Annotated in this window: 23 protein-coding genes and 1 riboswitch; of the genes, 8 read left to right on the top strand and 15 right to left on the bottom strand. The window is 60.6% G+C overall.

All coding sequences use genetic code 11. The annotated features are described in order from the left end of the window. Nucleotides 1-2 precede the first annotated feature (2 nt). From GJU48_RS04435 to GJU48_RS04415, 5 genes are all read right to left on the bottom strand, one after another. On the bottom strand, nucleotides 3-2,732 hold the full coding sequence (locus GJU48_RS04435; RefSeq protein ID WP_094953689.1) for a LuxR C-terminal-related transcriptional regulator: 2,730 nt from the start codon (nucleotides 2,730-2,732) through the stop codon (nucleotides 3-5). Between the two features lie 240 nt (nucleotides 2,733-2,972). Beyond that, complete coding sequence (locus GJU48_RS04430) at nucleotides 2,973-4,337, bottom strand: DUF1329 domain-containing protein (RefSeq protein ID WP_094953688.1); 1,365 nt, start codon at nucleotides 4,335-4,337, stop codon at nucleotides 2,973-2,975. Between the two features lie 43 nt (nucleotides 4,338-4,380). Further along, nucleotides 4,381-6,240: a DUF1302 domain-containing protein gene (locus GJU48_RS04425; protein WP_094953687.1), complete on the bottom strand. Its 1,860-nt coding sequence runs from the start codon at nucleotides 6,238-6,240 to the stop codon at nucleotides 4,381-4,383. A 333-nt stretch (nucleotides 6,241-6,573) separates the two neighbouring features. Next, nucleotides 6,574-8,256 carry a fatty acid--CoA ligase gene (locus GJU48_RS04420; RefSeq protein ID WP_094953686.1) on the bottom strand — a complete coding sequence of 561 codons (1,683 nt, stop codon included), beginning with the start codon at nucleotides 8,254-8,256 and terminating at the stop codon, nucleotides 6,574-6,576. A 1,195-nt stretch (nucleotides 8,257-9,451) separates the two neighbouring features. Continuing rightward, nucleotides 9,452-10,084 (bottom strand): LysE family translocator, encoded by a 633-nt coding sequence (locus GJU48_RS04415; protein ID WP_083360097.1) that lies wholly within the window; start codon nucleotides 10,082-10,084, stop codon nucleotides 9,452-9,454. An 84-nt stretch (nucleotides 10,085-10,168) separates the two neighbouring features. Here GJU48_RS04415 and GJU48_RS04410 point away from each other — a divergent pair, with 84 nt between their 5' ends. From GJU48_RS04410 to GJU48_RS04400, 3 genes are all read left to right on the top strand, one after another. Next, entirely contained in the window at nucleotides 10,169-11,134 is a 966-nt protein-coding gene (locus tag GJU48_RS04410; RefSeq protein ID WP_094953015.1) for a 2-hydroxyacid dehydrogenase, read from the top strand. 30 nt (nucleotides 11,135-11,164) lie between these two features. Beyond that, nucleotides 11,165-12,163 carry a class I SAM-dependent methyltransferase gene (locus tag GJU48_RS04405; RefSeq protein ID WP_094953016.1) on the top strand — a complete coding sequence of 333 codons (999 nt, stop codon included), beginning with the start codon at nucleotides 11,165-11,167 and terminating at the stop codon, nucleotides 12,161-12,163. 50 nt (nucleotides 12,164-12,213) lie between these two features. Next, a riboswitch (yybP-ykoY riboswitch) is annotated at nucleotides 12,214-12,335 on the top strand. 88 nt (nucleotides 12,336-12,423) lie between these two features. After that, on the top strand, nucleotides 12,424-13,008 hold the full coding sequence (locus GJU48_RS04400; protein WP_004372026.1) for a TMEM165/GDT1 family protein: 585 nt from the start codon (nucleotides 12,424-12,426) through the stop codon (nucleotides 13,006-13,008). A 123-nt stretch (nucleotides 13,009-13,131) separates the two neighbouring features. Here the strand turns inward: GJU48_RS04400 and GJU48_RS04395 are convergent, their stop codons facing one another. The 4 genes from GJU48_RS04395 to GJU48_RS04380 all read right to left on the bottom strand — a co-directional run bounded on the left by GJU48_RS04395 (nucleotide 13,132) and on the right by GJU48_RS04380 (nucleotide 15,243). After that, nucleotides 13,132-13,950 carry a M48 family metallopeptidase gene (locus GJU48_RS04395; RefSeq protein WP_094953017.1) on the bottom strand — a complete coding sequence of 273 codons (819 nt, stop codon included), beginning with the start codon at nucleotides 13,948-13,950 and terminating at the stop codon, nucleotides 13,132-13,134. Between the two features lie 181 nt (nucleotides 13,951-14,131). Next, entirely contained in the window at nucleotides 14,132-14,752 is a 621-nt protein-coding gene (locus GJU48_RS04390) for an SOS response-associated peptidase (RefSeq protein WP_094953019.1), read from the bottom strand. Nucleotides 14,753-14,788: 36 nt separating this feature from the next. Beyond that, nucleotides 14,789-15,049 carry a putative signal transducing protein gene (locus GJU48_RS04385; protein ID WP_094953020.1) on the bottom strand — a complete coding sequence of 87 codons (261 nt, stop codon included), beginning with the start codon at nucleotides 15,047-15,049 and terminating at the stop codon, nucleotides 14,789-14,791. 11 nt (nucleotides 15,050-15,060) lie between these two features. Next, nucleotides 15,061-15,243 carry a CPXCG motif-containing cysteine-rich protein gene (locus tag GJU48_RS04380; RefSeq protein ID WP_094953021.1) on the bottom strand — a complete coding sequence of 61 codons (183 nt, stop codon included), beginning with the start codon at nucleotides 15,241-15,243 and terminating at the stop codon, nucleotides 15,061-15,063. A 131-nt stretch (nucleotides 15,244-15,374) separates the two neighbouring features. Here GJU48_RS04380 and GJU48_RS04375 point away from each other — a divergent pair, with 131 nt between their 5' ends. Next, nucleotides 15,375-16,538 (top strand): 1-acyl-sn-glycerol-3-phosphate acyltransferase, encoded by a 1,164-nt coding sequence (locus GJU48_RS04375; RefSeq protein WP_176462995.1) that lies wholly within the window; start codon nucleotides 15,375-15,377, stop codon nucleotides 16,536-16,538. A gap of 122 nt (nucleotides 16,539-16,660) precedes the next feature. Here the strand turns inward: GJU48_RS04375 and GJU48_RS04370 are convergent, their stop codons facing one another. Then, a complete protein-coding gene (locus GJU48_RS04370) occupies nucleotides 16,661-16,918 on the bottom strand; it encodes a hypothetical protein (protein ID WP_094953023.1) in 258 nt (85 codons plus the stop codon). 183 nt (nucleotides 16,919-17,101) lie between these two features. Between GJU48_RS04370 and GJU48_RS04365 the strand changes: the two genes are divergently transcribed. Beyond that, nucleotides 17,102-17,311, top strand: coding sequence for a hypothetical protein (locus GJU48_RS04365; RefSeq protein WP_083360107.1), 210 nt, complete (start codon nucleotides 17,102-17,104; stop codon nucleotides 17,309-17,311). A 59-nt stretch (nucleotides 17,312-17,370) separates the two neighbouring features. Here the strand turns inward: GJU48_RS04365 and GJU48_RS04360 are convergent, their stop codons facing one another. After that, on the bottom strand, nucleotides 17,371-17,955 hold the full coding sequence (locus GJU48_RS04360; protein WP_094953024.1) for a YajG family lipoprotein: 585 nt from the start codon (nucleotides 17,953-17,955) through the stop codon (nucleotides 17,371-17,373). Between the two features lie 182 nt (nucleotides 17,956-18,137). Between GJU48_RS04360 and GJU48_RS04355 the strand changes: the two genes are divergently transcribed. After that, nucleotides 18,138-18,371, top strand: coding sequence for a hypothetical protein (locus GJU48_RS04355; RefSeq protein WP_094953025.1), 234 nt, complete (start codon nucleotides 18,138-18,140; stop codon nucleotides 18,369-18,371). A gap of 725 nt (nucleotides 18,372-19,096) precedes the next feature. After that, nucleotides 19,097-20,605 (top strand): malate dehydrogenase (quinone), encoded by a 1,509-nt coding sequence (gene mqo / locus GJU48_RS04345; protein WP_094953026.1) that lies wholly within the window; start codon nucleotides 19,097-19,099, stop codon nucleotides 20,603-20,605. A gap of 44 nt (nucleotides 20,606-20,649) precedes the next feature. On the opposite strand, the gene GJU48_RS04340 is transcribed toward mqo, so the two are convergent. From GJU48_RS04340 to GJU48_RS04325, 4 genes are all read right to left on the bottom strand, one after another. Continuing rightward, nucleotides 20,650-20,937 (bottom strand): PA4642 family protein, encoded by a 288-nt coding sequence (locus GJU48_RS04340; protein WP_094953027.1) that lies wholly within the window; start codon nucleotides 20,935-20,937, stop codon nucleotides 20,650-20,652. 199 nt (nucleotides 20,938-21,136) lie between these two features. After that, nucleotides 21,137-21,622 (bottom strand): hypothetical protein, encoded by a 486-nt coding sequence (locus GJU48_RS04335; RefSeq protein ID WP_094953028.1) that lies wholly within the window; start codon nucleotides 21,620-21,622, stop codon nucleotides 21,137-21,139. Continuing rightward, on the bottom strand, nucleotides 21,623-22,117 hold the full coding sequence (locus GJU48_RS04330; RefSeq protein ID WP_155295928.1) for a WbuC family cupin fold metalloprotein: 495 nt from the start codon (nucleotides 22,115-22,117) through the stop codon (nucleotides 21,623-21,625). It lies immediately after the preceding gene. Between the two features lie 3 nt (nucleotides 22,118-22,120). After that, nucleotides 22,121-22,678, bottom strand: a complete 558-nt coding sequence (locus GJU48_RS04325; RefSeq protein WP_034102221.1) for a hypoxanthine-guanine phosphoribosyltransferase — start codon at nucleotides 22,676-22,678, stop codon at nucleotides 22,121-22,123. Between the two features lie 164 nt (nucleotides 22,679-22,842). Here GJU48_RS04325 and upp point away from each other — a divergent pair, with 164 nt between their 5' ends. After that, on the top strand, nucleotides 22,843-23,481 hold the full coding sequence (gene upp / locus GJU48_RS04320) for a uracil phosphoribosyltransferase (protein ID WP_017138223.1): 639 nt from the start codon (nucleotides 22,843-22,845) through the stop codon (nucleotides 23,479-23,481). The last annotated feature ends 2 nt before the right edge of the window (nucleotides 23,482-23,483 follow it).

Here is a 23,483-nt window from a genome sequence, read left to right as displayed (position 1 = left end):
TATCAGACCAGCAAGCCCATCGACTTGGCCCGCGCCACCGCCTGGGTGCGGCGCTCCACGCCCAGCTTGCTGTTGATGTGGCTGGCGTGGGTTTTCACCGTGTGCAGGGAGATGAACAACTGATTGCTGATCTCCTGGTTTGAGCAGCCTTGGGCGATCAGTTGCAGCACCGCCAACTCGCGGGTGCTGAGGGTTTCGTGAGTGGGCGAGGTCTCGACAGCAGCCACCACCGGCAGCAGCGCCAACAGGCTCTGGCTCAACAAACCGTGCGGGTCTTTGCGCAGTTGTTCGCGCATCCAGTCCGGGTAGCCTTCCAGCAGGCGCTGGAACGGTTGCAGCGCGCCACCGGCGCCCGCCTCAAGCGCCTGGGCCACGATCGGCCGCGCCTTGGCTTCCTGCCCACACTCCAGCAGTAAATGCGCCTGTTGGGTCAGGGCCATCAAGGCAATCATCTGGCGCCCGCTGTTGTGCGCCTGCTGCGCCAGCTCTTCGAGGCGTTGCAGGGCCGCCGCCGGTTGATGACGAATCGCATCCAACGCCGCCTGTTGCAGCCCGATGTGTTGCGGCAAATGTGGATGAAACTCAGGCGCGGCAGCGGCGTGCTCGCCGTTGTAGGTCTGCCCCAGGCGGGTCAGCCAGGCGTCGGCAAGGTCGGTACGGCCTTGGGCCAGCCACAATTCGCATTTGATCAGCGTGATCATCGCCAGGTAGTAGATCGGCGGCACGTCCCAGATATGCATCAAGCGCTCGGCTTCGGCGAGTTCGGCGAAGGCTTTGGGGAAATCACCGCGCCGCCCTTCAAAGCTGGCGATCACGCAGTGCCCGATCAACACGCTGATATCCCGACAGGCGCGGGCCTCGCTCAAACCGGCACGCAAACGCGCCAGGCCGGCTTCGGGCTGATAGCGCACCAGCAGCAAGTAGCCTTCGTAGAGCGACAACCGCGCGCGCACGGCGTAGAGCCGCTGAGGCGCAAGGCCGTGCAGGCGTTGCAGGCCTTGGCGCACTTCGTCCAGGGAACGTAGGATTTCGCCGCGCGCCTGCAACACTCGCGCGCGGTCGTAATGGGCCAGGGCTTCAAATAACGGGTTGCCGACGCGTTGCGCCAGCTCCAAGGATTCGCGATTCAAACCACGGGCGCGCCACAGGTCGGCATCGACGATGGCCAGGTTGGACAGGGTCGACAGGCACATCAGGCGCTGGCCGTAGCGTTTGTGCGGCAGGCTTTCCAAGGCCTCGCTGCAATAACGCTGGGTCAGCTCGCGGTCGCCACGCCCACGGGCGATGATCCCGCTCAGCGCCAGCCATTGGGCCAGCATCGACTTTTGCGCGGTGGCCGACGGCGCCGGCAGGAAGCGGCTGAGGTAGCCGGACAACTCTTCGGCCGCATCCAACTGGCAGGCCAGCCCCAAGGCCCAGCTGTACAGCACGATCAAGCGCGGCGTGCTGATCAGCAGGCTGTCGGGCAAGTCCATCTTCCAGCGCAGCAGCATGCCGACATTCTGCTCGGCGAGCAGTTGCTCCTCCGACAGGTTCTGCACCAAGTTGGCGGCCACATCGAGGTGACCGGCGCGCAACGCCTGCTCCACCGCTTCGTCGATCAAGCCCTGGGCGTTGAACCAGCGGCAAGCCCGCAGGTGCAGGCTGGCAATCGGCAAGGTGGCATTGCTCGCTCGGCGGGTGCGCAGCAAATCGGAAAACAGGTGGTGATAACGGTACCAGTGGCCTTGTTCGTCCAGCGGCACCAGAAACACTTGGTGGGCCTGCAAGTAGCGCAGGATCTCAGCGCTGTCGTGGGCTTCGCGCACGGCGTCGCACAATTCGCTGCAAAAACGATCCTGAGGCGCGGTGTCGTACAGGAAGGCTTGAACCTCAACCGGTAGGCAGTCGATGACTTCTTCGAGCAGGTAATCACGAATCAGCCCTTCGCCACCGTGCAGGCTTTGCGGCAGCGCGCTTTCATTGCCGGCTTCGGCGATGGCCAACAACCAGAAACGCAGGCCGGCCACCCAACCTTCACTGCGCCGGATCAAGTTGTCCAGCGCCTCGCCGCGCAACGAGCTGCTGTGCCGATCCAGCACGGCCAGCGATTCGTCATGGGTCAGGCGCAGGTCTTGTTCGTGCAGCTCCAGCAGGTGCCGCGACAGCCGCAGCCGTGCCAGGTGCCAGTCGGGGCGCTGGCGGCTGGTGACCATGACCACCAGCCCATCGGGCAAGTGATTGAGGAAAAACTGCAGGCAGCGATCCAGCACCGGGCCCTGGGCCAGATGGTAGTCATCCAGCACCAGCAATAATGGCGCGCGCGTGGACAGGTGCAACGTCAGCTCATCGAGCAGGCCGTCGAGCCATTCTTCAAAGGCAAAGGGTTGGTGACGCTGGCGCATTTTCAGCAGGCCCAAGGATTGGGCACCGAGTTGCGGGAAGTACTGTTGCAAGCCGTCGAGCAAGCGTTCGAGGAAACGGCCCGGGTCGTTGTCCCGTGGGCTCAGACCCAGCCACAGGCTTTGCCAATGCGCCGGCAAGCTCTGGCAGAACTCCACCGCCAACGAACTCTTGCCGAACCCGGCCGGGGCACTGACCAATAACAATCGCCCCGCAAGCCCCGCACTCAGCCGTTCGCACAGGCGCGGGCGCAGCACATAGCCGTCAGGCAAAGGTGGCCTGTAGAAGCGCGCTTCCAGGGTCGGAATTACCGCGCTTGCAGGCCCTTGGATTCGGGACAGATCAGTCATCGCCGGGCTCTTGTAGAAGGCTGTTGTCGGCATTGCAGATGTCCGCAGACTAGCGGTAAAAGCGGCGGGTTTGTAGATCTTTGCAACATTTGACTGAAAAAGAACTGCGACAAAAAATGTGGGAGCTGCCTTGCACAAGGCTGGCTTGTGTGGGAGCTGTCGGCGCATCGCGGGCAAGCCCGACTCCCACACAAGCCAGCTTTACACAAGCCAGCTCCCACATTGTCGAGCGAGTGCTGCTTAGCGAACACCATCCTGGCGCAAGGCCGCTGGGGTGAAGTCGCTGGTGCTGGCGGTGAAGCCGAAGTCATACGCCTGTTTCTCTTCGTTCTTCATGCCCAGGGCCAGGTAGCGGCCGGACTGCAGGTCGTAGAGGGTTTCGATGGCGTACCACGGCACTTGCTTGTCGTAGTAGTTCTCGGCATGCGCTTCAGCAACGCGCCACAATTGGCCACGGCCGTCGTAGTGGTCGATCACCGCCGCTTGCCAGGTGTCTTCGTCGATGAAGAAGTCACGCTTGGCGTAGATGTGGCGCTGGCCTTCCTTCAGGGTGGCGACCACGTGCCAGACGCGGCGCAGCTCGTAGCGAGCCAAGTCCTGGTTGATGTGGCCGGCCTTGATGATGTCGGCGTACTTGAGCTTTGGATCGTCGATCTTGTAACTGTTGGAGGCGATGTAGATTTCTTTCTTGCCTTCCAGCTTCCAGTCGTAGCGGTCCGGTGCACCGTTGTACATGTCGAGGTTGTCGGACGTACGCAGGCCGTCGGCCGCAGTACCCGGCCCGTCATAGGACACTTGCGGCGCCCGACGCACACGGCGCTGGCCGGCGTTGTAGACCCACGCCGAACGCGGCTCTTTCACCTGGTCCAGGGTTTCGTGCACCAACAGCACACCACCGGCCAGACGTGCCGGCGCGGTCACTTGCTGCTTGAAGTAGAACAGCACGTTGCCCGGGTTTTTCGGGTCGTAGTCCTTCATTTTGTCGCGGAACACGAACTGGTCGCGGAAGTACACCAGGCTGTACGAGCCGTTGGTTTGCGGGGTGGCTTGGGTGACCAGACGGGTCACGCTGCCGCCGCGATAGCGGGTGATGTGGTTCCAGATGACTTCCACGCCGCTTTTCGGGATCGGGAACGGAATCGCGGTTTCGAAGTTTTCCAGGCCGTTACCGCCGGACACCAGGTTGGTGTTGGTGGCGTTCTTCTTGATGGCGGCGAACACATCAGCCGGCACCGTGGCGCCGCGATGGGTCGGGTAGACCGGCATCTTGAAGGTGTCCGGGTAACGCTTGAACATCGCGTACTGCCCCGGCGCCAGCTTGTCTTTGTACTGCTCGACGTTCTGCGCGGTGATGGTGAACTGCGGTTGTTCGCTGGCATACGGGTTGGCCAGGAAACCCCGGGCATCCACGGCACCGGCATTGGTGGGCAGTGGCGACCATTTCGGGATGGTGCCGGCTGCGTTACCGGCCATTTCAGCGCCCATCGGGGTCAGGCTCGTGCCCAGCTTGGCGGCTTCATCCGCCGAGACTGCCGCCATGACGCTACCCGCCAGGATCGACAGCCCAAGCACACCCACGTGCAACAGACTTTTAGTTATTTTCATGTTCTGGTTCTTCCTGAAAACAGACTGCTTAAAGAGAGTGTGCTTAGAAGTTCATGCCTGCGCTCAAGGCGATAAAGTCACGATCGTCCACGGTGCTGAACTTGCCACCAAAGAAGTTGGTGTAGTTCAGGCCAACGGTATAGGTGTTTTGATACTCGGCATCGACACCCAGGCTGACAGCCTTGCGGCCTTCTTCGAAGTTGCCGCCAGGGCCCGGCGAGTAACCTTTGACGTCGTGGGACCAGGCCACGCTAGGCTTGAGGTTTACACCGGCAAACGTGTCCGGGTATTCCCAGATCGCCCGGGCGCGGTAACCCCAGGACGTAGCCGTGGTATAGCCATCGTTGTTGCAGTTGGTGTTCAGGCCGGACGCATTGGGCAGGCCTGCACCTTGACCGGTCGAATTGTTCAGCCCGTTACAGAAGCCGCCAGGCAGGCTGCCGGGACCGAAGACCGGATCACGCCCGTAGCGCGCCTTGTCTCTGCTCTCCAAGCCGCCTACATGAGTCACGCCGATTTCACCCACGGTGGTCAGGCGGGTGGCGCCCATAACCTGGTCGAAGAAGTGCGTGAAGGTGGTCTGGAACTGGGTGACTTCCTTACGGTTGTAGCCGTGCAGGTCCTGCCCCGGCCTGCCCTTGAGCACCGAAGCATTGCCAAAGCCCGGAATCGGCGTGACGCCCGCATACAGAATATCGGTGGTGCTCAGCTGTACCGGCGCGTTTGGCCGGTAGCTCAATTCACCACTCCAGGCGGTGCCGGTCGGCAACGTGGTGGAGAAGCTCAAGCCATACAAGCGGATATCTTCCGGGTACTCGACGAAGTACTGGGAGCTGCCCGCCACAATCAACGGACGCAATGCCGCCAGTGGTCCCAGCGGACGGGTGTAGGCCGAGTTTGGCGCACCTGTCGCGCTGAAGATCGGCGCACGGCTGTGGTAGTTCATGAAGTACGCGCCGAACTCAGTGTCCAGCGGCTCGAAGTTGTAGTGCATGGCCACGCCGAACTGGCCGCTGTCGCGTGCATCACGGTCACCGCCGCGACGTACCAGCACGCCTTCGTTGTTCACATCGACGCCGAGCGCGTTAAGGGTTGGCAAGGCCGCGCCAGGAATGGTGGAACGTTTGTTCAAGACCCGCAGGTTGTTACTGCAACCGTCGGCAATCACGTCCGGCTGGGAGAAGAACGTACCGCAGTTATCCACCACGGTCTGGTCCCACTCCAACTGGTAGAACGCCTCTGCGGAGAGGTTGTCGGTCAGGGTCTGGGACACGTAGAACATATTGACCGGAATCAAGCCTTCCTTGATCTCGGCGCCCGGGCGACGGAACGCAGACACGTCGATCGGGTTGATCGAGTTGATACCGCCGCCAATAAAGGTACTTTCGCCCCAGCTCACTACCTGCTTGCCAAGACGCACGTTACCCGGCTGATCGGCGATGGTGTAGTTGTGGTAGACGAAAGCATCGAGAATCTGCCCGCCAGAGGACTTGGCGCCCTCTTTACGGTTGTCGTTGCTGACGTTTTTGAAGTCGAGGTCTTCGTTCTGCAGCGCAAAGTCATACCAGTACTTGCCACGCACAAAGATGCCGGTATCGCCGTATTTCAACTCAAGGTCATGGATACCCTTGAAGATCTTCGAAAAGGCATCACCCTTGTCGAAGTTCAGGCGGCCGTCGTCGGAGGTTTGCGAAAGCCCCTTGCCACCGTTGTTGGCACCGATCAGGTCTTTATTGCGACCGGCAGTCGACCAACTCGCCCCCACCGACAGGGATGAGTCAAAGCTACCTTCGATTTCACCGATGTTGAAACTGACGCCGAATGCGGGCCCGGCGAGCGTAGAAGCGAGACTGACGGCCAGGGGCAGTCTTGCCCGGCGCCAGAACTGGTTTACTGAGGTCATCGACGCTACTCCATGTGCATTATTGTTATGGCAGTGAGTTCTGTCTTCTGGATGCATGTACCGGCCGGAATACAAAGATTCCAATGCCGAACGGCAACCGAGCCCCCTTGGCTCGAAGCGCAACATCCTTGAAAAACTCTGAGAGGGACTATAGCCAGCAGGGGGTACCGCTTGATCCCTCTAAAGTGTGATTTGCATCACCAACCCGTCTGCCACAGTCCTTTCGCCACGCCGACGAAGGCCGGCGAGGCAAGGATGGCTGATAATTGGCAAATCACAAGTGAAGGCGCGAGATAGAGCATTGCCGCGCCCGAACGGGCGCGGCGAGGTGCATCACAGGGTCGAGAGGAAGGTGCTGTTGTTGGCCTGCCATTCAATGATGTCGATGCGGATACGTTTTTTGTCGAGTTTTCCTACGCTGGTCTTGGGAATTTCAGTAACAACGGCGATCTGGCTCGGAATCGCCCACTTGCTCAAATGGCCCAGCTCGACAAAAGGCTTGAGGTGTTCCTTGAGCTCGCGAGCACCTATCACATGGCCATCACGCACCACCAGCAGCGCAAACGGGCGCTCGCCCCACTGCGGGTCGGCGATGCCCACCACCGCTACTTCGCGTACCGCCGGGTGACGGCTGACCAGGTCCTCGAGGGCCAGGGAGGAGATCCACTCGCCGCCCGTCTTGATCACGTCCTTGATGCGGTCACGAATATCGATCACGCCAAACGCGTCGAGGGTGGCCACGTCGCCGGTGTGCATCCAGCCGCCTTCCCACAGCTCGGCGCCCTTTTGCGGCTCGTTGTAATAGCCCTCGGTCAGCCACGGTGCACGCAGCACCAGCTCCCCCTGGGACTCGCCGTCGGCGGGCAGGAAGTGCCCCTCGGCGTCGACAATCGCCGCTTCTACCAACGGCCCAGGCACGCCGGCCTTGATGCGGTAGGTGGTGCGCTCGTCTTCGGTGCCGGCCATCAGTTCTTCGTTGAGGTGGGCGCAGGACACCAGCGGCCCGGTCTCGGACATGCCGTACGCGGCGGTCAGTTGAATGCCGCGCGCCTTGGACGCTTCGTACAACGTGCGATTCAGCGCGCTGCCGCCGATGACGATTTTCCAGCCGCCAAAATCCACGTCTTGGGCAGCCTTGGCATTGAGCACCATTTGCAGGATGGTCGGCACGCAGTGGGAGAAGGTGACCTTTTCCTTGCGCCACAACTCCACCAGGTATTCCGGGTCGTAGCGGCCGGGGTAGACCTGTTTCAAACCGAGCATGGTCGCCACGTACGGCAGGCCCCAGGCGTGTACGTGGAACATCGGCGTGATCGGCATGTATACGTCGTTGGTGCCTAGCAGGCGCACGCTGTCGACGCTGCCCATGATGGTCGCCACGCCCATGGTGTGCAGCACCAGCTGGCGGTGGGTGAAGTACACGCCCTTGGGGTTACCGGTGGTGCCGGTGGTGTAGAAGGTGGTGGCGACGGAATGTTCGTCGAAGTCCTGGAAGTCGTACTTGGGGCTGGCGGCCGCCAGCAGGGTTTCGTACTCGCCGACCAAGTTGGGCAGCTCGGCGGTCTTGGCGTCGCCGTCGGTGAGCAGCAAAGTCTTGTCGACGGTGGTGAGTTGCCCGGCAATGGCCTGGTAGAGCCCCACGAACTCACTGTTGACCAACACAAAGCGGTCCTCGGCGTGGTTCATGGTGTAGAGAATCTGTTCCGGCGAGAGGCGCACGTTGATGGTGTGGATCACCGCGCCGATCATCGGGATGGCGAACATGCACTCCAGGTAACGGTGGCTGTCCCAGTCCATCACGGCGACAGTGTCGCCGGCCTTGACCCCGGCTTCGGTCAGCACATTGGCCAAGCGCGCAACGCGCTCGATCAGGGTCGGGTAGGTGTAACGCAGTTTGTCGCGGTAGATGATTTCCCGGGTCTTCTCGTAGCGCGCCCCGGACATCAGCAGGCGTTTGATCAACAGTGGGTATTGGTAAGCGCCTTCGGCGGGTGGGATAACACGGGTCTGCAACATACTAATCCCTTATCTGACTGCACGGTCGTGGCTTGAAGACCAGCACTGTAGAGCGCTTATGTGTCAGCTAAATCAGCCAAAGGAATGATTTGTAGACCCCAATGAATGCTAGCTTTGCGCCATTACTTGAGCCTAGCCGAGATCCAATGTGGGAGCGGGCTTGCTCGCGAAGGCGGTGTATCAGCCTAGGTATTCGGTGACTGACACTCTGAAGTGCGCCCCAAAAGTTGGACAGCTAATGGTTAGGCTACCGCGGACCGGGTTCTGTAAGCAGACAAAACGCTCTTGCCCCACCACTCGGCACCTCGCTAGGCTCGGTGTGCCCTCACTCCGGCTTTGGACCGTGGGCCGCCGCCATGGGCCATCCTTGGCCCATCGCGGCTAAACCGGCGTCCTGCCGGTTTACCCCGCTCCAAAGCCTGCGTTCGGCCAGCGTGGTTTAACGGGGCGCCTAAGATCAAGATCAAGATCAAAAGCAAGAGCACGGCGGCCTAGTAGCCGACCTGAGTGGTTAGATCAAAAGCAAAGCAAAGGCGGCCTGACAGCCGACCTGATATTTGAAACTGAACTCAATTTAATGTGGGAACGCTCTTGCCCCCTTCCCCCAGGCGTCGGCCATCGTGGTTAACGGGGCGCCTCAGATCAAGATCAAAAGCAAGCCAGGCGGCCTGACAGCCGACCTGATCTTGAACTGAACTCAATCAATGTGGGAGCTGGCTTGCCTGCGATGGCATCAACTGTTCCTGATACCGAGGTGTCTGCATCGCAGCGGTGCGGCGATCCGACAAGCCAGCTCCCACAGAAAAGCAGATCTGCTTCTGCTGTGCTTTGCTGCTTTTGCTTCACCACTCAGGTCGGCTACTAGGCCGCCGTGCTCTTGCTTTTGATCTTGATCTTGATCTGAGGCGCCCCGTTAACCACGATGGCCGAACGCAGGCTTGAATCCGTGGGTAACCCGGCAGGACGCCGGGTTAGCCGCGATGGGCCAAGGATGGCCCATGGCGGCGGCCCACGGATTCAAGCCGGAGTGAGGGCACACCGAGCCTAAGCGAGGTGCCGAGTGGTGGGGCGAAGACTTTTGGTTACTTTAGCCTCAGGAGTTGGACGAGTGTCCAACTTCTGGGGCGCACTTCACTCCGTATTCGCGAGCAAGCCCGCTCCCACATTTTGAGCCGTGGTCACTCAAGAAATTCGTTTACTTCATGCTGGTGAAGGCCAGCTTCACGCCAATCGCAATCAGCACCGCGCCCATCGTCCGATCGAACCAATGCCCCATCCGCGCAAAACCAGCACGCACCCGCTGCTGGCTGAACAACATCGCCACCATGCAAAACCACAATGCCGTCGCCACCGCCAGGTACAGGCCGTAACCGGCCTGGATCGCCAGCGGCGTGTGCGGGTTGATCACCACGGTAAACAGCGACAGGAAGAACAGCGTGGCCTTGGGGTTCAAGCCATTGGTCACAAACCCTGCGGTAAATGCCCCGCGCGGGGTGCGTTCGCCCACTTCACGGTGCAACTCGCCCTCGGCAACAGGCTTGGCCGGCTGCGCGCGCAAGGCCTTGAAGCCGATGTACAGCAGGTAGGCCGCTGCCGCCCATTTCAGCGCATTGAACAGCACGATGGACTGCGACACGATCAAGCCAATGCCCAGCAACGAGTAACCCACGTGCAGGAAAATCGCCGAACCGACGCCGAGCGCCGTCCAAGTCCCGGCGCGGCGGCCATGGGTAACACTCTCGCGCACCACCACGGCGAAATCCGGGCCAGGGCTGGCCACCGCCAACAAGTGAATCAAGGCTACGGTCAAAAACTCGGCGGCGTACATACTCACTCCATTAAGTAACGGATTATTTCATCTGATAGGCTCGGCAGATTACGCCTTCGAACCCTGTCGCAAAAGGTACAGTTGATGACGAACAATCGCCGCGCCGTCTTCCTTGATCACCCGTCCCTGGACCTGGGGGACCTCGACCTCAGCGCATTGCGCAACAGCTTCAGCGACCTGCAACTGTACGCGCACACCACGGCGCAGAACGTGATCGAACGCCTGCAAGGCGCCCAGGTGGCGATCAGCAACAAGATCGCGCTCAACGCCGAGACCCTGCAGGCCTGCCCCGAACTCAAGCTGATCCTGGTGTCGGCCACCGGCACCAACAACATCGACCTCGCGGCCGCCCGCGCCCTGGGCATCACCGTGAGCAACTGCCAGGGCTACGGCACGCCGTCGGTGGCGCAGCACACGATCATGCTGTTGCTCAACCTGGCGACACGCTTGAACGACTATCAACGAGAGGTCGCCGCCGGCAAATGGCAAGAGGCCAAGCAGTTCTGCCTTCTGGACTACCCGATTGTCGAGCTGCAAGGTAAAACCCTTGGCCTGCTCGGCCACGGCGAACTGGGCAGCGCCGTCGCACGCCTGGCCGAAGCCTTTGGCATGCGCGTGGTGCTCGGCGCGATTCCAGGGCGCCCTGCCCGCGCCGACCGCGTGCCGCTGGATGAACTGCTCGCGCAGGTCGATGCGCTGACCCTGCACTGCCCGCTCAATGAACACACCCGCGACTTTATCGGCGCTCGCGAATTGGCACTGCTCAAACCCGGCGCATTTATCGTCAACACCGCGCGCGGCGGTTTGATCAACGAACAGGCGCTGGCAGACGCCCTGCGCAGCGGCCATCTGGGCGGCGCGGCCACCGATGTGCTGAGCGTGGAACCGCCAGTGAATGGCAACCCACTGCTGGCCGGCGACATTCCTCGCTTGATCGTCACGCCGCACAACGCGTGGGGCAGTCGCGAAGCGCGGCAGCGCATCGTCGGCCAATTGGCAGAAAACGCCCGGACCTTTTTCAGCGGCGCCCCGCTGCGCGTCGTCAGTTGATAAACTGCGCCCCTTTTCAAGGAGCAGACCATGGATCCGCGCAGTGAAGTACTGCTTCGTCAGGCCGAACTTTTTCAAGGCAACCTGCTGCTGGTAGGGTTGCCCGCCGACGACTTGCTCGGCCGCCTGCCCAATGCCCACGGCTGGAGCTGGCATGCCGGCGACCAGGCGGCGCTCGATGCGCGCTTCCCTGAGCGCAGCCAGTTCGGCGTGAACGTGCCCGAGCGTGGGTTTGATGCGGCGGTGATTTTCCTGCCCAAGTCCAAGGACCTCACCGACTACCTGCTCAATGCCGTGGCCGCGCGCCTGCCCGGCGCCGAGCTGTATCTGGTCGGCGAGAAAAAAGGCGGTATCGAAAGCGCCGCCAAGCAGATGATCCCGTTCGGCAAGCCACGCAAGCTCGATAACGCGCGGCATTGCCAGCTGTGGCAAGTCACCGTGGCCAACGCCCCGCAAGCGGTCGAGCTGGAAAGCCTGGCGCAAGTGTTCGACGTGCCATTGGCCGAAGGGCCGCTCAAGGTGGTGAGCCTGCCAGGCGTGTTCAGCCATGGTCGCCTGGATCGCGGCACCGAGCTGTTGCTTGAGCATCTGGACAAGCTGCCCAGTGGGCATTTGTTGGACTTTGGCTGCGGCGCCGGCGTGCTGGGAGCTGCGGTCAAGCGTCGCTACCCGCATAACACGGTGACCCTGCTGGACGTGGATGCCTTTGCTGCCGCCAGCAGTCGCCTGACCTTGGCAGCCAATGGCCTGGAAGCCGAGGTGTTGACCGGTGACGGCATCGACGCCGCGCCGATGGGTTTGAACGCGATTTTGAGCAACCCACCGTTCCATGTCGGCGTGCATACGGATTATTTCGCCACGGAAAACTTGCTGCGAAAAGCGGCGAAACACCTGGCAAAAGGCGGCGAACTGCGCTTGGTCGCCAACAGTTTCCTCAAGTACCAACCCCTGATCGAAGAGCACTTGGGCGTGTGCGCAATCAAGGCCGAAGGCAATGGTTTTCGCATTTATCGTGCCAAACGCGCCTGATGGTTTTTTGAAAAAGAAGGCTTGCCGAATGGGTTTTGCCTAGGCAAAATCCGCTCCGTCCTAGGGGAGTAGTCTCCCACGAGCGCCATGCTCGTCCGGCATACGTCAACATACTTGGTCAACAGACCATGGCGTATGCGACCCAGGAGTCCGCACAGACGGACCGGGGTTTGACAAGACCTATGACACGCACACCTTACCCGGGGCGGGAAGGCTGTACGTGTCATAGCCGTGTCGACCCGCCCCTGGAAACTTACCTGATGCTGGATTCATTACTCGTACCTACCGCAATCGTTGCCTTGGCCGAAATCGGCGACAAGACGCAGCTGCTCGCGCTCATCCTTGCCGCACGCTTTCGCAAACCTTGGCCGATCATCGCCGGCATCGTCGCCGCGACCCTGGCCAACCATGCGGCTGCCGGTGCCGTGGGGGCCTGGTTCGGCAGTTTCTTCTCGGATGCGGTGTTGCACTGGATCCTCGCGGCAAGCTTCTGTGCCACGGCGCTATGGACCTTGGTGCCGGACAAACTCGACGATGACGAAGCCAGTACCACGCGCAAGTTCGGCCCGTTCCTGACCACGCTGATTGCGTTCTTCCTCGCAGAAATCGGTGACAAAACGCAAATCGCCACGGTGATGCTGGCGGCGCAATACCCTGAGCTGTGGCTGGTGATTATCGGCACCACCTTGGGCATGCTGATTGCCAACGTGCCGGTGGTTCTGGCGGGGAATTTCGCGGCGGAAAAACTGCCGTTGACCTTGATTCGTCGACTGGCGGCTACGGCGTTCTTCATCCTGGCGATTGTTGCGGTGTACAAAGCCATGCAAAGCAGCGGCTGGATCTAGCCCGACCTGATCACTCCCACGCTCCGCGTGGGAATGCATTCTGTGACGCTCTGCGTCACGCTTTTAAGAGCGGACGCAGAGCGTTCAGAGCGGCATTCCCACGCAGAGCGTGAGAACGATCAATCAGGACTTTTTGGCCTGCTGGTAAAGCGGCATCACCTTCGGAATCGCCGCCTGCAACGAGGCGATTCGGCTGTCGGAAGCCGGGTGTGTGCTCATGAACTCCGGTGGCGCACCTTCCGAAGCCTTGGCCATCTTGTTCCACAACGTGATGGCCGCGTTCGGGTTATAACCAGCCCGGGCCGACAGCTCCAAGCCGATCAGGTCCGCTTCGTTTTCATTGGCGCGACTGTTGGGCAAGGTCATGCCGTAGTTGGCCACGGTATCGGCCAACGCCAGGCTGTCCTGACCCAAACCGAACAAGGCACCGGCGCCCTGCTTGGCCATCTGGATGCCGTAGGCCTTGGACATGGCCTCACGCCCGTGCTCGCGCAAGGCGTGGGCGATTTCATGGCCCATCACCGCAGCCAGTTCGTCATCGGTGAGCTTGAGGTTGTCGATCAACGCGCTGTACACAAAGATCTTGCCGCCAGGCCCGCAATTGGCGTTCATCTCATCGCTTTTGATCAGATTCACTTCCCACTTCCACTGCGCCGCATCCGGGCGGAACGTCGGTGCCTGGGCGATCAGACGCTTGGCAATCGCCTGCACGCGCTTGGCGTTGGCGCTGGTCTTGTCGAGCATGCCTTTGCCGCTCGCCTCACCCAGCGTTTGCTGGTAGGACTGGGCATACATCTGGTCGACTTCTTGGCTCGACAGCATGCTGAACATGTACTGCTTGCGCTCTACCCCAACGGCACCGCCGCTGGTGGTATTGACCGACTGACAACCGGCCAGCAGCATCGCTGCACTGAGTACGCTTACTGCCAATGATTTTTTCATGACGCTCTCCCTAGAATCCTGGCGCGTATCGTAGGCGGTCAAATGTATCTGCGCCAGATACACAAGACGTGTAACCGCAGATTTTCAGATACGCCCCACACGCCCACTGCGGCGGCGAACAGCCCATTTGCGACATCCGGCGCTCTTTTACCGGCCCACCCTTAAGCCTCGCCCGGCAACCTCAGCCTGGGGTCAGGCATTCAGGCCCATTGAGCTTCGGATCATTGACCATATTGGCCAGAACCCGCTCGCGCAGCGCAGCCGGCTCACCGGCCAACAACCCCTGCAACACATGCAACGGCGTCTGCGGATTCAGCCAGGCCTCTTGCCCCGCAGCATCGAGGATCAACGGCCGCCGCTGGCTCTGCGCCGCCTGGGTCACCACCGCCGTACTCAGCCACACCTGTTCCTGCACCGGATACGCTTCCCAGATTGCCGCAAAAAACAGCGTCGACCCCTCCCCCGGCGTCAGCCAGTAGGGTCGCTTGCGCTGGGTGCCGCGCCATTCGTAAAAACCGTTGGCCGGCAGCAAGCAGCGGCGCTGGCGGAAGGCTTCGCGGAACATCGGTTGCTCGGCCAGGGTTTCGGCGCGGGCGTGGGCTGGGGTGCGGGAAAGGTCGGTCAGCCAGGGCGGCGTCAGGCCCCAGCGGGCGCGCGCCAGGGTGTGCTGGCCTTCGCTCAAGCGCTGGATCAGCACCGAATCATTCGGGGAGATGTTCCACTGGGCCTGCTGGTCGGCCGGAAAGCCCGGCAAGGCAGCAAACGTAGGGTTCCAGCGAAACAGGGCATAACGTCCACACATGGGGTAACACGACTCTTGGGTAAACCGACCGACAGCCTAACAGACCAATACGTCGGGGAAGCTGTCGGGTTCATCGCCGGGCAGCGGTTGCGCACCGTTGTAAGCGGTAATCAGCTCACGGGCGTAGGCGGCCTGGTCGTTGTCCACTTCCAGCCCGAGCAGGCCGAAAATCGGCAATTCGCCGGTGCCACCGAGCAAATGGCGCCCCACCAGGTGCGCCTCGATGCCTTCGCTGGCGAGCATCTGTTGCAGCAGCTCGCCCTCCATCAGGTTTTCCGGTTCATAGATTCGCTGCATGGGCGTACCTGTCACTCGTTCTCGCTGCGGACCGTGAGCATCCATTCTTCATCGTGTACCTGCAGATCAAAGATAATTGGCCGGCAACACACCGGGCAGTCTTCAATGTATGACTGATCGCCGCCGGAAAGGTCCAGCACGGCCTCGGCCGGTTCACCACAATAAGGACAATCGTACGACTCGGTTTCCAGCATCGCGGTCTCCCAGGTGACTTGTGCGTATAATCGCCGGTCTATTTACAGGGCTATTCACGGCAGAGCCAATATTGCGGCCGCACCCTGATACTTCCTTTACTTACCCTAGCCGTTTCTAACAAGAGAGCATGATGGGCGAATTCGATACCATCCGACCTTACAACGACAGCGAAGTCCCGGCAGTGCTGGCACGTCTGTTCAGTGACAAGGCCTTTCTGGACATCCTGACCCACTTCCGCTTTCCGCGCTTTGCCGGCGCCTTGGGCTGGTTGCTCAAGCCGATGATCGCCCGCAAGCTGCGCCGTGAGTTCGCCGGCGTCACCACCGTGGCAACGCTGCAGGACAAAGTCGAATATTACGTCGACCACACCATTGATCGCGCGACCGACGGCGTCACTTATACCGGCGTCGAGCAGCTCAAGTCCGGCACCGCCTACCTGTTTCTGGCCAACCACCGCGACATCGTGATGGACCCAGCCTTCGTCAACTATGCCGTGTACCACGCCGGTCTGCCGACGCCGCGTATCGCTATCGGCGACAACCTGCTGCAAAAGCCGTTCGTCAGCGACCTGATGCGCCTGAACAAGAGCTTTATCGTGCACCGCTCGATCACCGGGCGAAAGGAAAAGATGGCGGCGTATAACCTGCTGTCGGCCTACATCAACCATTCGATCCGCAACGACTGCCAGTCGATCTGGATCGCCCAGGCCGAAGGCCGTGCCAAGGACGGGGATGATCGCACCGAGTCGGCGATCCTCAAGATGTTCCACGTCAGCCGCAAGGACGAGCCGTTTGCCGAGGTGATCCAGTCGTTGAACCTGACGCCGGTGTCGATCAGCTATGAATACGACCCGTGCGACACGGCCAAGGCCCGCGAGCTGTATATCCGCGCCACCACTGGCACCTACAGCAAGGCGCCGGGCGAGGATGATGTGAGCATTGCCTTGGGCATCACCGGCTACAAGGGCCGTGTGCATGTGAACTTTGCGCCGCCGATTACCGAGCGTTTTGAAGACACCAAACTGCTGGCGGTGGAAATGGACCGGCAGATTCTCGGCGGCTATCGCTTGTTCCCGGTGCACTACCTGGCGTACGCGCAGTGGAGCGACGCCGACCCGCAATTGCAGGTGCCGACAGCGGCCGAGGTGTTCCCGGCTGATGAGTTGGCCAAGGCGAAGGCGGAGTGGGAGCGGCGTTTGAACGAGTGCCCGGCTGAGCACCGGCCGTTTCTGGTGGTGCAGTATGCGACGCCAGTGCGTAATCAATATCGGGTTAAAGCGGGCATCCCGCTGTAAACACCGGGACAAAATGTGGGAGCCGGGCTTGCCCGCGATGACGGTGTGTCAGAATCGAATCTATCGACTGACACACTGCTATCGCGGGCAAGCCCGCTCCCACATTTAGTTTTGCAGTGTTTTTACAAACGGGTGCTGAGCCAAGAAGCGACCAGCGCCAGCCCGAGGCAGGCAAACCCGACGCGGTAAGCCAGGCGATGCGCCCGTTCGGTGCGCACATCCAGAAACAACATCGGTTGATCGATCGCGCGCTCTTCGCTTTGCGCGCTCAGGTCAGCCAGTGCGCGTTGCTCGCGCAGGCGGGTAATGAACAGCAGCGCTGCACCCGGGCAGGCTACCAATAAAGCCACAGCATTGATCAGCAGTGCGGGCAGCGCCATCGCAAACCTCAGTGGTACAGTGTTCTGGTATCCATTCAGATACAAACCTGAACGATATTGGCCTCCTGCCGCAGAAACGTTCCATCCCCCATGTACGATCAATGTATCCAGTAATTTACAGCGTCACCTGAACGTCACCTTAACAGGCCACTCTGTTGCCCTTCGAACGTTCGGGAGCTTGTCATGTTGCATGCGCAGAACCAGGATCGGCTGTATCTGATCGCCCAGACCGATGAGCAAGAGGCGCTGGTCGGCGGCTTGGCGTTTAACGTTCAGGATCGCCACTGGCTGGTGTATTGCGCGCTGGGCGGGCACCAGCATGCCGACTTGCCGGAGCTGGACTTGCTCACTGGCGTGAGTGTGCTGGACTTTTATGTCGAAACAGCTGCATGAACGCAACAAGCATAAAAAAGCCGGGCTCATCGCTGAGCCCGGCTTTTTGTTGAACGGTATTACTGCGAGCTGAGCAGTTGACCGATGCTTGGGTCTTTGAACAGGCGCGTCAGGGCGTCGCTCAGGACATCGCTGACCAACTTGGTGTTGGTTTCCTGGTTCGGCGACATACCGAAGCGTTGGTTCAGCGAAGCGCCGTAGCGGCCACTGTAGCGACGGGTACCGGCACTGACGTCGGACTTGAACGTTGCGCCGATGGAGGCTTCAGTCACATACAGGCCATCTTTGGGCGACTGGTATTTCAGCTCGGCCAGGGTGATGGTCAACTGAGGCGCGCCCGGCGAGTTGGCCGGGGTGAAGCCCAGCAGGCGCACGGCGGCTTCAGCCTGGGCTTGCAGCTTGGGCAGCACGTCTTGACCGGTGACCGAAATGAGCGCGGTCTCCGGGTACAGGCCACCGCGCGAACCCAGGGTCGGCGACGGGCGACCATCCACTACACGCACCGACACCGGCTGGCCATGGCCGACAGGCGCCAACTGCGCGGTGACTTTAGGTTGCGGGCTGAGTTGTTGCGGGCTGTTGGCGCAGCCAACCAGGGTCAAACTGGTCACAGTGATCAAACCGAACAACAGGCGTTGCAACATACTCATTTCTCCAGGACTAGATGCAAACAGGCCGCCAGTATAACGGTGCGCACGCGCCACCCACCAGCCATCCTGAACGGCAGCTGAAGGCATGCTGAAATTACAATTTCACATAAATCCGTCATTCCAGTGTCATGGCACACTGGCAACCTTCAAGCATGTAACGTAACAGGTACAAAGCCATGCGCCTTCTCAAGTCATTGTTCATGCCCCGCGCCCGTCATCGCCACTATGCCCTGCTGGACGCCCGCGGCCATTGCCAGGCCTTCAAGCAGTGCAGCTTGCCGCCCGTCGGTGAAGGCTGGGTGGAGGTCGCAGAGACCCACCTGGGCTGGATGCACCGCCCGCTGCCAGCGAGCGCCCGGGTCAGCCCGAAAGTTACGCACGCGCAAACCCGGCATGCGTTGGCCTCCTGACCGAGACACGAATTAAAGTCATAAAACACGCCCATTTCCCTGGCGTTCTTCGCTACAATCTCCCCCCGATTATAAGGACGTCTCCTGATCGGGCCTCGCAGCATCGTTAATGCCTCGGTATTAACCCCCAAATCGCCCACAGAGAGCCGCCCACACAGATCGAGTGAAGCTGGCGCGCTTGCTGTTTTCTTTGCAAACCCACCCGCCTTACCGAATCTGCCAGAGCTGCCATTGCGCTCGGCCACTTGAGTTGTTTGCCCGTTTTGCCGCGTGTCGGCAGAGGTTTGCGGGCCAGGTGCCAGGCTGGGGCAGCCCTTTTTTGAGGTTCACGTCTTCAAAAGAGCGTGAAAAAACGGGTTTTCACAACTTCACAAGAGTGTGGCGAGCAAATGAATAGTTTTGCGTTTGTACAAGCACCATCAGCGTCTGTAACAGCCCAACCACACAGGACCGAGTACTCCTCAAACACCGGAGCTTGAGCCTGTCCGCTACGGATTGGTTGCACAAATTGCACGCGTTGACCATAAGTCGAATTGCCACAGGCGCCCATGAATGCGTTCATAGGCAGATTAGCCCGGCAGGAAGCGTGCGCTGAAGTTGCAAAGAATTGCGAAACGGACATGGCGATCCTGGCCATGGGTAACCTGGGGCAACACGTGAACCGCCCCGTCACTCCTGGCAGCCATGCCGTCAATTTGGTGCTGCAGATTTTGGAGACGCGTTAAATGGCGCATAACGAAGCAGTCGACGTAGTTCTGGTAGGGGCCGGCATCATGAGTGCCACCCTGGCCGTACTGCTCAAAGAGCTCGACCCCGGCCTCAAGCTGGAAGTCGTTGAGCTGATGGATTCGGGTGCCGCGGAAAGTTCCAACCCGTGGAACAACGCCGGTACCGGCCACGCCGGGCTGTGTGAGCTGAACTACACACCGCAGGCCGCCGATGGCTCCATCGACATCAAGAAAGCCGTGCACATCAACACCCAGTTCGAGGTGTCGAAGCAGTTCTGGGCGTACCTGACCAAAAAAGGCACCTTTGGCTCGTCCAAATCCTTTATCAGCCCGGTGCCGCACCTGAGCTTCGTGCAGGGCGACAAAGGCGTGTCCTTCCTCAAGAAGCGCTTTGAAACCCTCAGCCAGCACCACGCGTTCTCGGACATGCACTACACCGAAGACCGCAGCGAAATGGCCGAGTGGATGCCGCTGATGATGCCGGGCCGCCCGCTCGACGAAAAAATCGCTGCCACCCGCGTGATGAACGGCACCGACGTCAACTTCGGCGCCCTGACCAACCAACTGCTGTCGCACCTGACCAGCGCACCGGATGCCCAGGTCAAGTACAGCAAGCGCGTCACTGGCCTCAAGCGTAACGGCGCGGGCTGGACCGTGAGCATCAAGGACGTCAACAGCGGCAACAGCCGTGAAGTGGACGCCAAGTTCGTGTTCCTCGGCGCCGGTGGCGCGGCCCTGCCGTTGCTGCAAGCCTCGGGCATCGAAGAAAGCAAAGGTTTCGGCGGCTTCCCAGTCAGCGGCCAGTGGCTGCGTTGCGACAACCCAGAAGTGGTCAAGCACCACCAGGCCAAGGTCTACAGCCAGGCCGCCGTGGGTTCGCCGCCGATGTCCGTGCCGCACTTGGACACGCGCGTGGTGGATGGCAAGAAGTCCCTGCTGTTCGGGCCATACGCCGGCTTCACCACCAAGTTCCTCAAGCACGGCTCGTTCCTGGACCTGCCACTGTCAATTCGTGCCGGCAACATCGGCCCGATGCTAGCCGTGGCCCGCGACAACATGGACCTGACCAAATACCTGGTCAGCGAAGTGCGCCAGTCGATGGAGCAACGCCTGGAATCCCTGCGCCGTTTCTACCCCGAGGCGAAAGCCGAAGACTGGCGCCTGGAAGTGGCTGGCCAACGGGTGCAGATCATCAAGAAAGACCCGAAAAAAGGCGGTGTGCTGCAATTCGGCACCGAGCTGGTTGCGGCCAAAGACGGCTCGCTGGCGGCGTTGTTGGGCGCATCCCCGGGCGCTTCGGTGACCGTCTCGATCATGTTGGAACTGATCGAGCGTTGCTTCCCAGAGAAGACGGCCGGTGAGTGGGCAGCCAAGCTGCACGAGATCTTCCCGGCCCGGGAGAAAATCCTCGAGACTGACGCCGAGCTGTACCGCAAGATCAATACGCAGAACAACATCAGCCTGGAACTGGTTGAGCAAAGCAACGAAGCCGAAAGCTACGCTTGAGGACCTGACGCAGAGACCGGGGCGTTTTTTTATGTCTCGGATAATCAGCTGCGAGCGTTGTCGATCAGCGCGATGTACTCGGCAGCGTTACGCTGGTCCTTGATCAACTCGACGAACGTCTGGCCATGCTCGTCCTTGCCGTCCAGATCCAGGCCTGCTTGCTTGAAAAAGCCCAGGAAGCGCTCGAAGTCGTCGATACGCAGGCCGCGGTAGGCCTTGATCAGTTTGTGCAGGGACGGTGAAGTCGCATCAACCGGCTCGAAGTCCAGGAACAACTTGATCTGATCGTCGCCGATCTCGTCACCAATCACCTGTTTCTTATCTTTACGCATTACCGACTCCAGCCTGCAGACATTTACACGGGAGAGGAAGTCTACCTGCCAGACACCACCTTCGAAAACAACCAAACACTCATGTGGGCGCTGGCTGCCACGCAGGCAACCACCCCCACCTGGGGCGCTGGCTTGCCATCGCAGGCAAGCCAGCGCCCACATTGACTGCATTCACATGGATGTGCGTGTGCCGGCTTAATTACTTTGCGCGAACGGCGCCGGTGTGCAGGTCCGCCCAGATATGCCCGTTGGCATAACTGAGGAACTGCACATACACCGTGTCATTGCGCAGCAGGTCGACAATCACGCGGTACTGCGCCAGTGGGTAGGACAAGGTCAGGGTTTTGCTGGTGTCATCGAACACCGGTTTTTTCAGGCTTTTGCTTTCAGCATCAAAATTGAGCACCACCTGGCTGATGGTCGCGCCTTTGTTCAAGGACTTGCCCTTGAGGCGGATCATCAACGGCGACGTCACCGGGATCGGCTGCTGGGTCGATTGCCGCTGGTTGCCCACCACCACCGCGTACTCGGTGACTTGCAGCAGTTGCTGCTGGTCAGGGATGTCGGCGCGCAGGGTGAGGTCGTCCGGCGGCAGGAATTGGCTGTGCATCGGCGCGGGGGCCGCCGCAAGGGGCAGGCTGAGGGTCAACGCCAGGGCGGCGCAGCTGCAAATCAACGCTCTCATTTACACCTCCAAAGGGGCAACCATGCTGACATCAAATTGTGAGCGCATCCATGCCTGATAGCGTTCCACCTCGGCATCGCCTTCGCGGGGTGCCCAGTCAGCCAACTCGCCCTCGCCTACCGGGCGATACGGCCCGGCTTTGCACTCGAACATCACGCTGTCGGGCTCCAGCACCACCAAGCCATGAAACACGCCGGGGGGCAGGTCAACGCCCGAGCATTCACCGCCCGCCTGCATCACGCGCTTGGCGATGACCTCGCCGGTGTCGCTGAACACCAACACGCCCAGGCTGCCCTTGAGCACCAGCAGGGTTTCCGCCTTGTCCGCGCTCAGGTGCCGATGCGGCGGCACATAGGTGTCAAGTTGCAGGCCAACGGCCAGGCGATGGCACGGCTCTTCCATCTGATGAAAGTTGTGGTGGTGCCGACCACGGGGGCTGGCGGCCGCTTTCTCGGCCAATTCGGTGAACAGGGACTGATCAAGAAAGCGGGCCATGGGTTACATCCCTTTAACGGCGAAGATCCCATTGGCGTTACGCCAGTAGCCTTTGTAGTCCATGCCGTAACCGAAGATGTAGCGGTCGATGCACGGCAGGCCGACGTAATCAGCTTTCAGGTCCGGGCGAGCCTTGCGGTCGTGGTCTTTGTCGATCAGCACGGCGGTGTGCACTTTGCGCGCGCCGGCGTGTTTGCAGAAGTCGATGATCGCGCCCAGGGTGTGACCTTCATCGAGGATGTCGTCGATGATCAGCACGTCGCGGTCGATGAACGAGACTTCCGGCTTGGCTTTCCAGAACAGGTCGCCGCCGGTGGTTTCGTTGCGATAACGGGTGGCGTGCAGGTAGGAGGCTTCCAGCGGGAACTGCAGGTGAGTCAGCAATTTACCGGCGAAGATCAGGCCACCGTTCATCACGCAAAAGACCACCGGGTTGGTGTCGGCCATTTCGCGTGTGATGTGAGCGCCGACCTTGGCGATTGCCTCTTCGACTTGCGCTTCGGTGTACAGGCAGTCAGCCTCGCGCATGATTTGACGGATATGCTCGAGATCAGCAGACATGGCGCTCTCCAAGGGGGTGCTGTGGCAAGAAAAGCGGGCAAAGGTACGCATGTGAGGCGCAACGATCAAGCCTTAATGGACTAACGTACTAGATGTCTATAGGACAACACCCTCGGATAGATTAATCTAGGCCGGTTTTTTTGCCCGCCGCCGGAGCTTTTCCCATGCCCACTCGCGAGATCCGCCACCCGCTGATCAGACACAAACTCGGCCTTATGCGCCGTGCCGACATTAGCACGAAGAACTTCCGTGAGCTTGCTCAGGAAGTCGGAGCGCTGCTCACTTACGAAGCTACCAAAGATTTGCCTCTGGAAACCTACGAGATCCCCGGTTGGGCCGGTCCCGTCCAGGTGGAGAAAATCGCCGGTAAGAAAATCACGGTGGTGCCGATCCTGCGCGCCGGCATCGGCATGCTCGAAGGCGTACTCAGCCTGATCCCGGGCGCCAAAGTCAGCGCCGTCGGCGTGGCCCGCAACGAGGAAACATTGCAGGCGCACACCTACCTGGAAAAACTCGTCCCGGAAATCAACGAGCGCTTGGCGATGATCATCGACCCGATGCTCGCCACCGGCAGCTCCATGGTTGCCACCATTGACTTGCTGAAAAAGGCCGGTTGCAAGGACATCCGCGCCATGGTGTTGGTGGCTGCGCCCGAAGGCATTGCTGCCGTCGAGAAGGCCCACCCGGACGTGCAGATCTACACCGCGTCGATTGATGAGCGCCTGAACGAACACGGCTACATCATCCCAGGCCTGGGCGATGCCGGTGACAAGATCTTCGGCACCAAGCAGAAGGACGCGTGAGC

This window comes from Pseudomonas sp. IB20, from assembly GCF_009707325.1.
GTDB lineage: Bacteria > Pseudomonadota > Gammaproteobacteria > Pseudomonadales > Pseudomonadaceae > Aquipseudomonas.
Note: the sequence above shows the minus strand (reverse complement) of the source record. Positions and strands in the feature narration are given on the sequence as shown.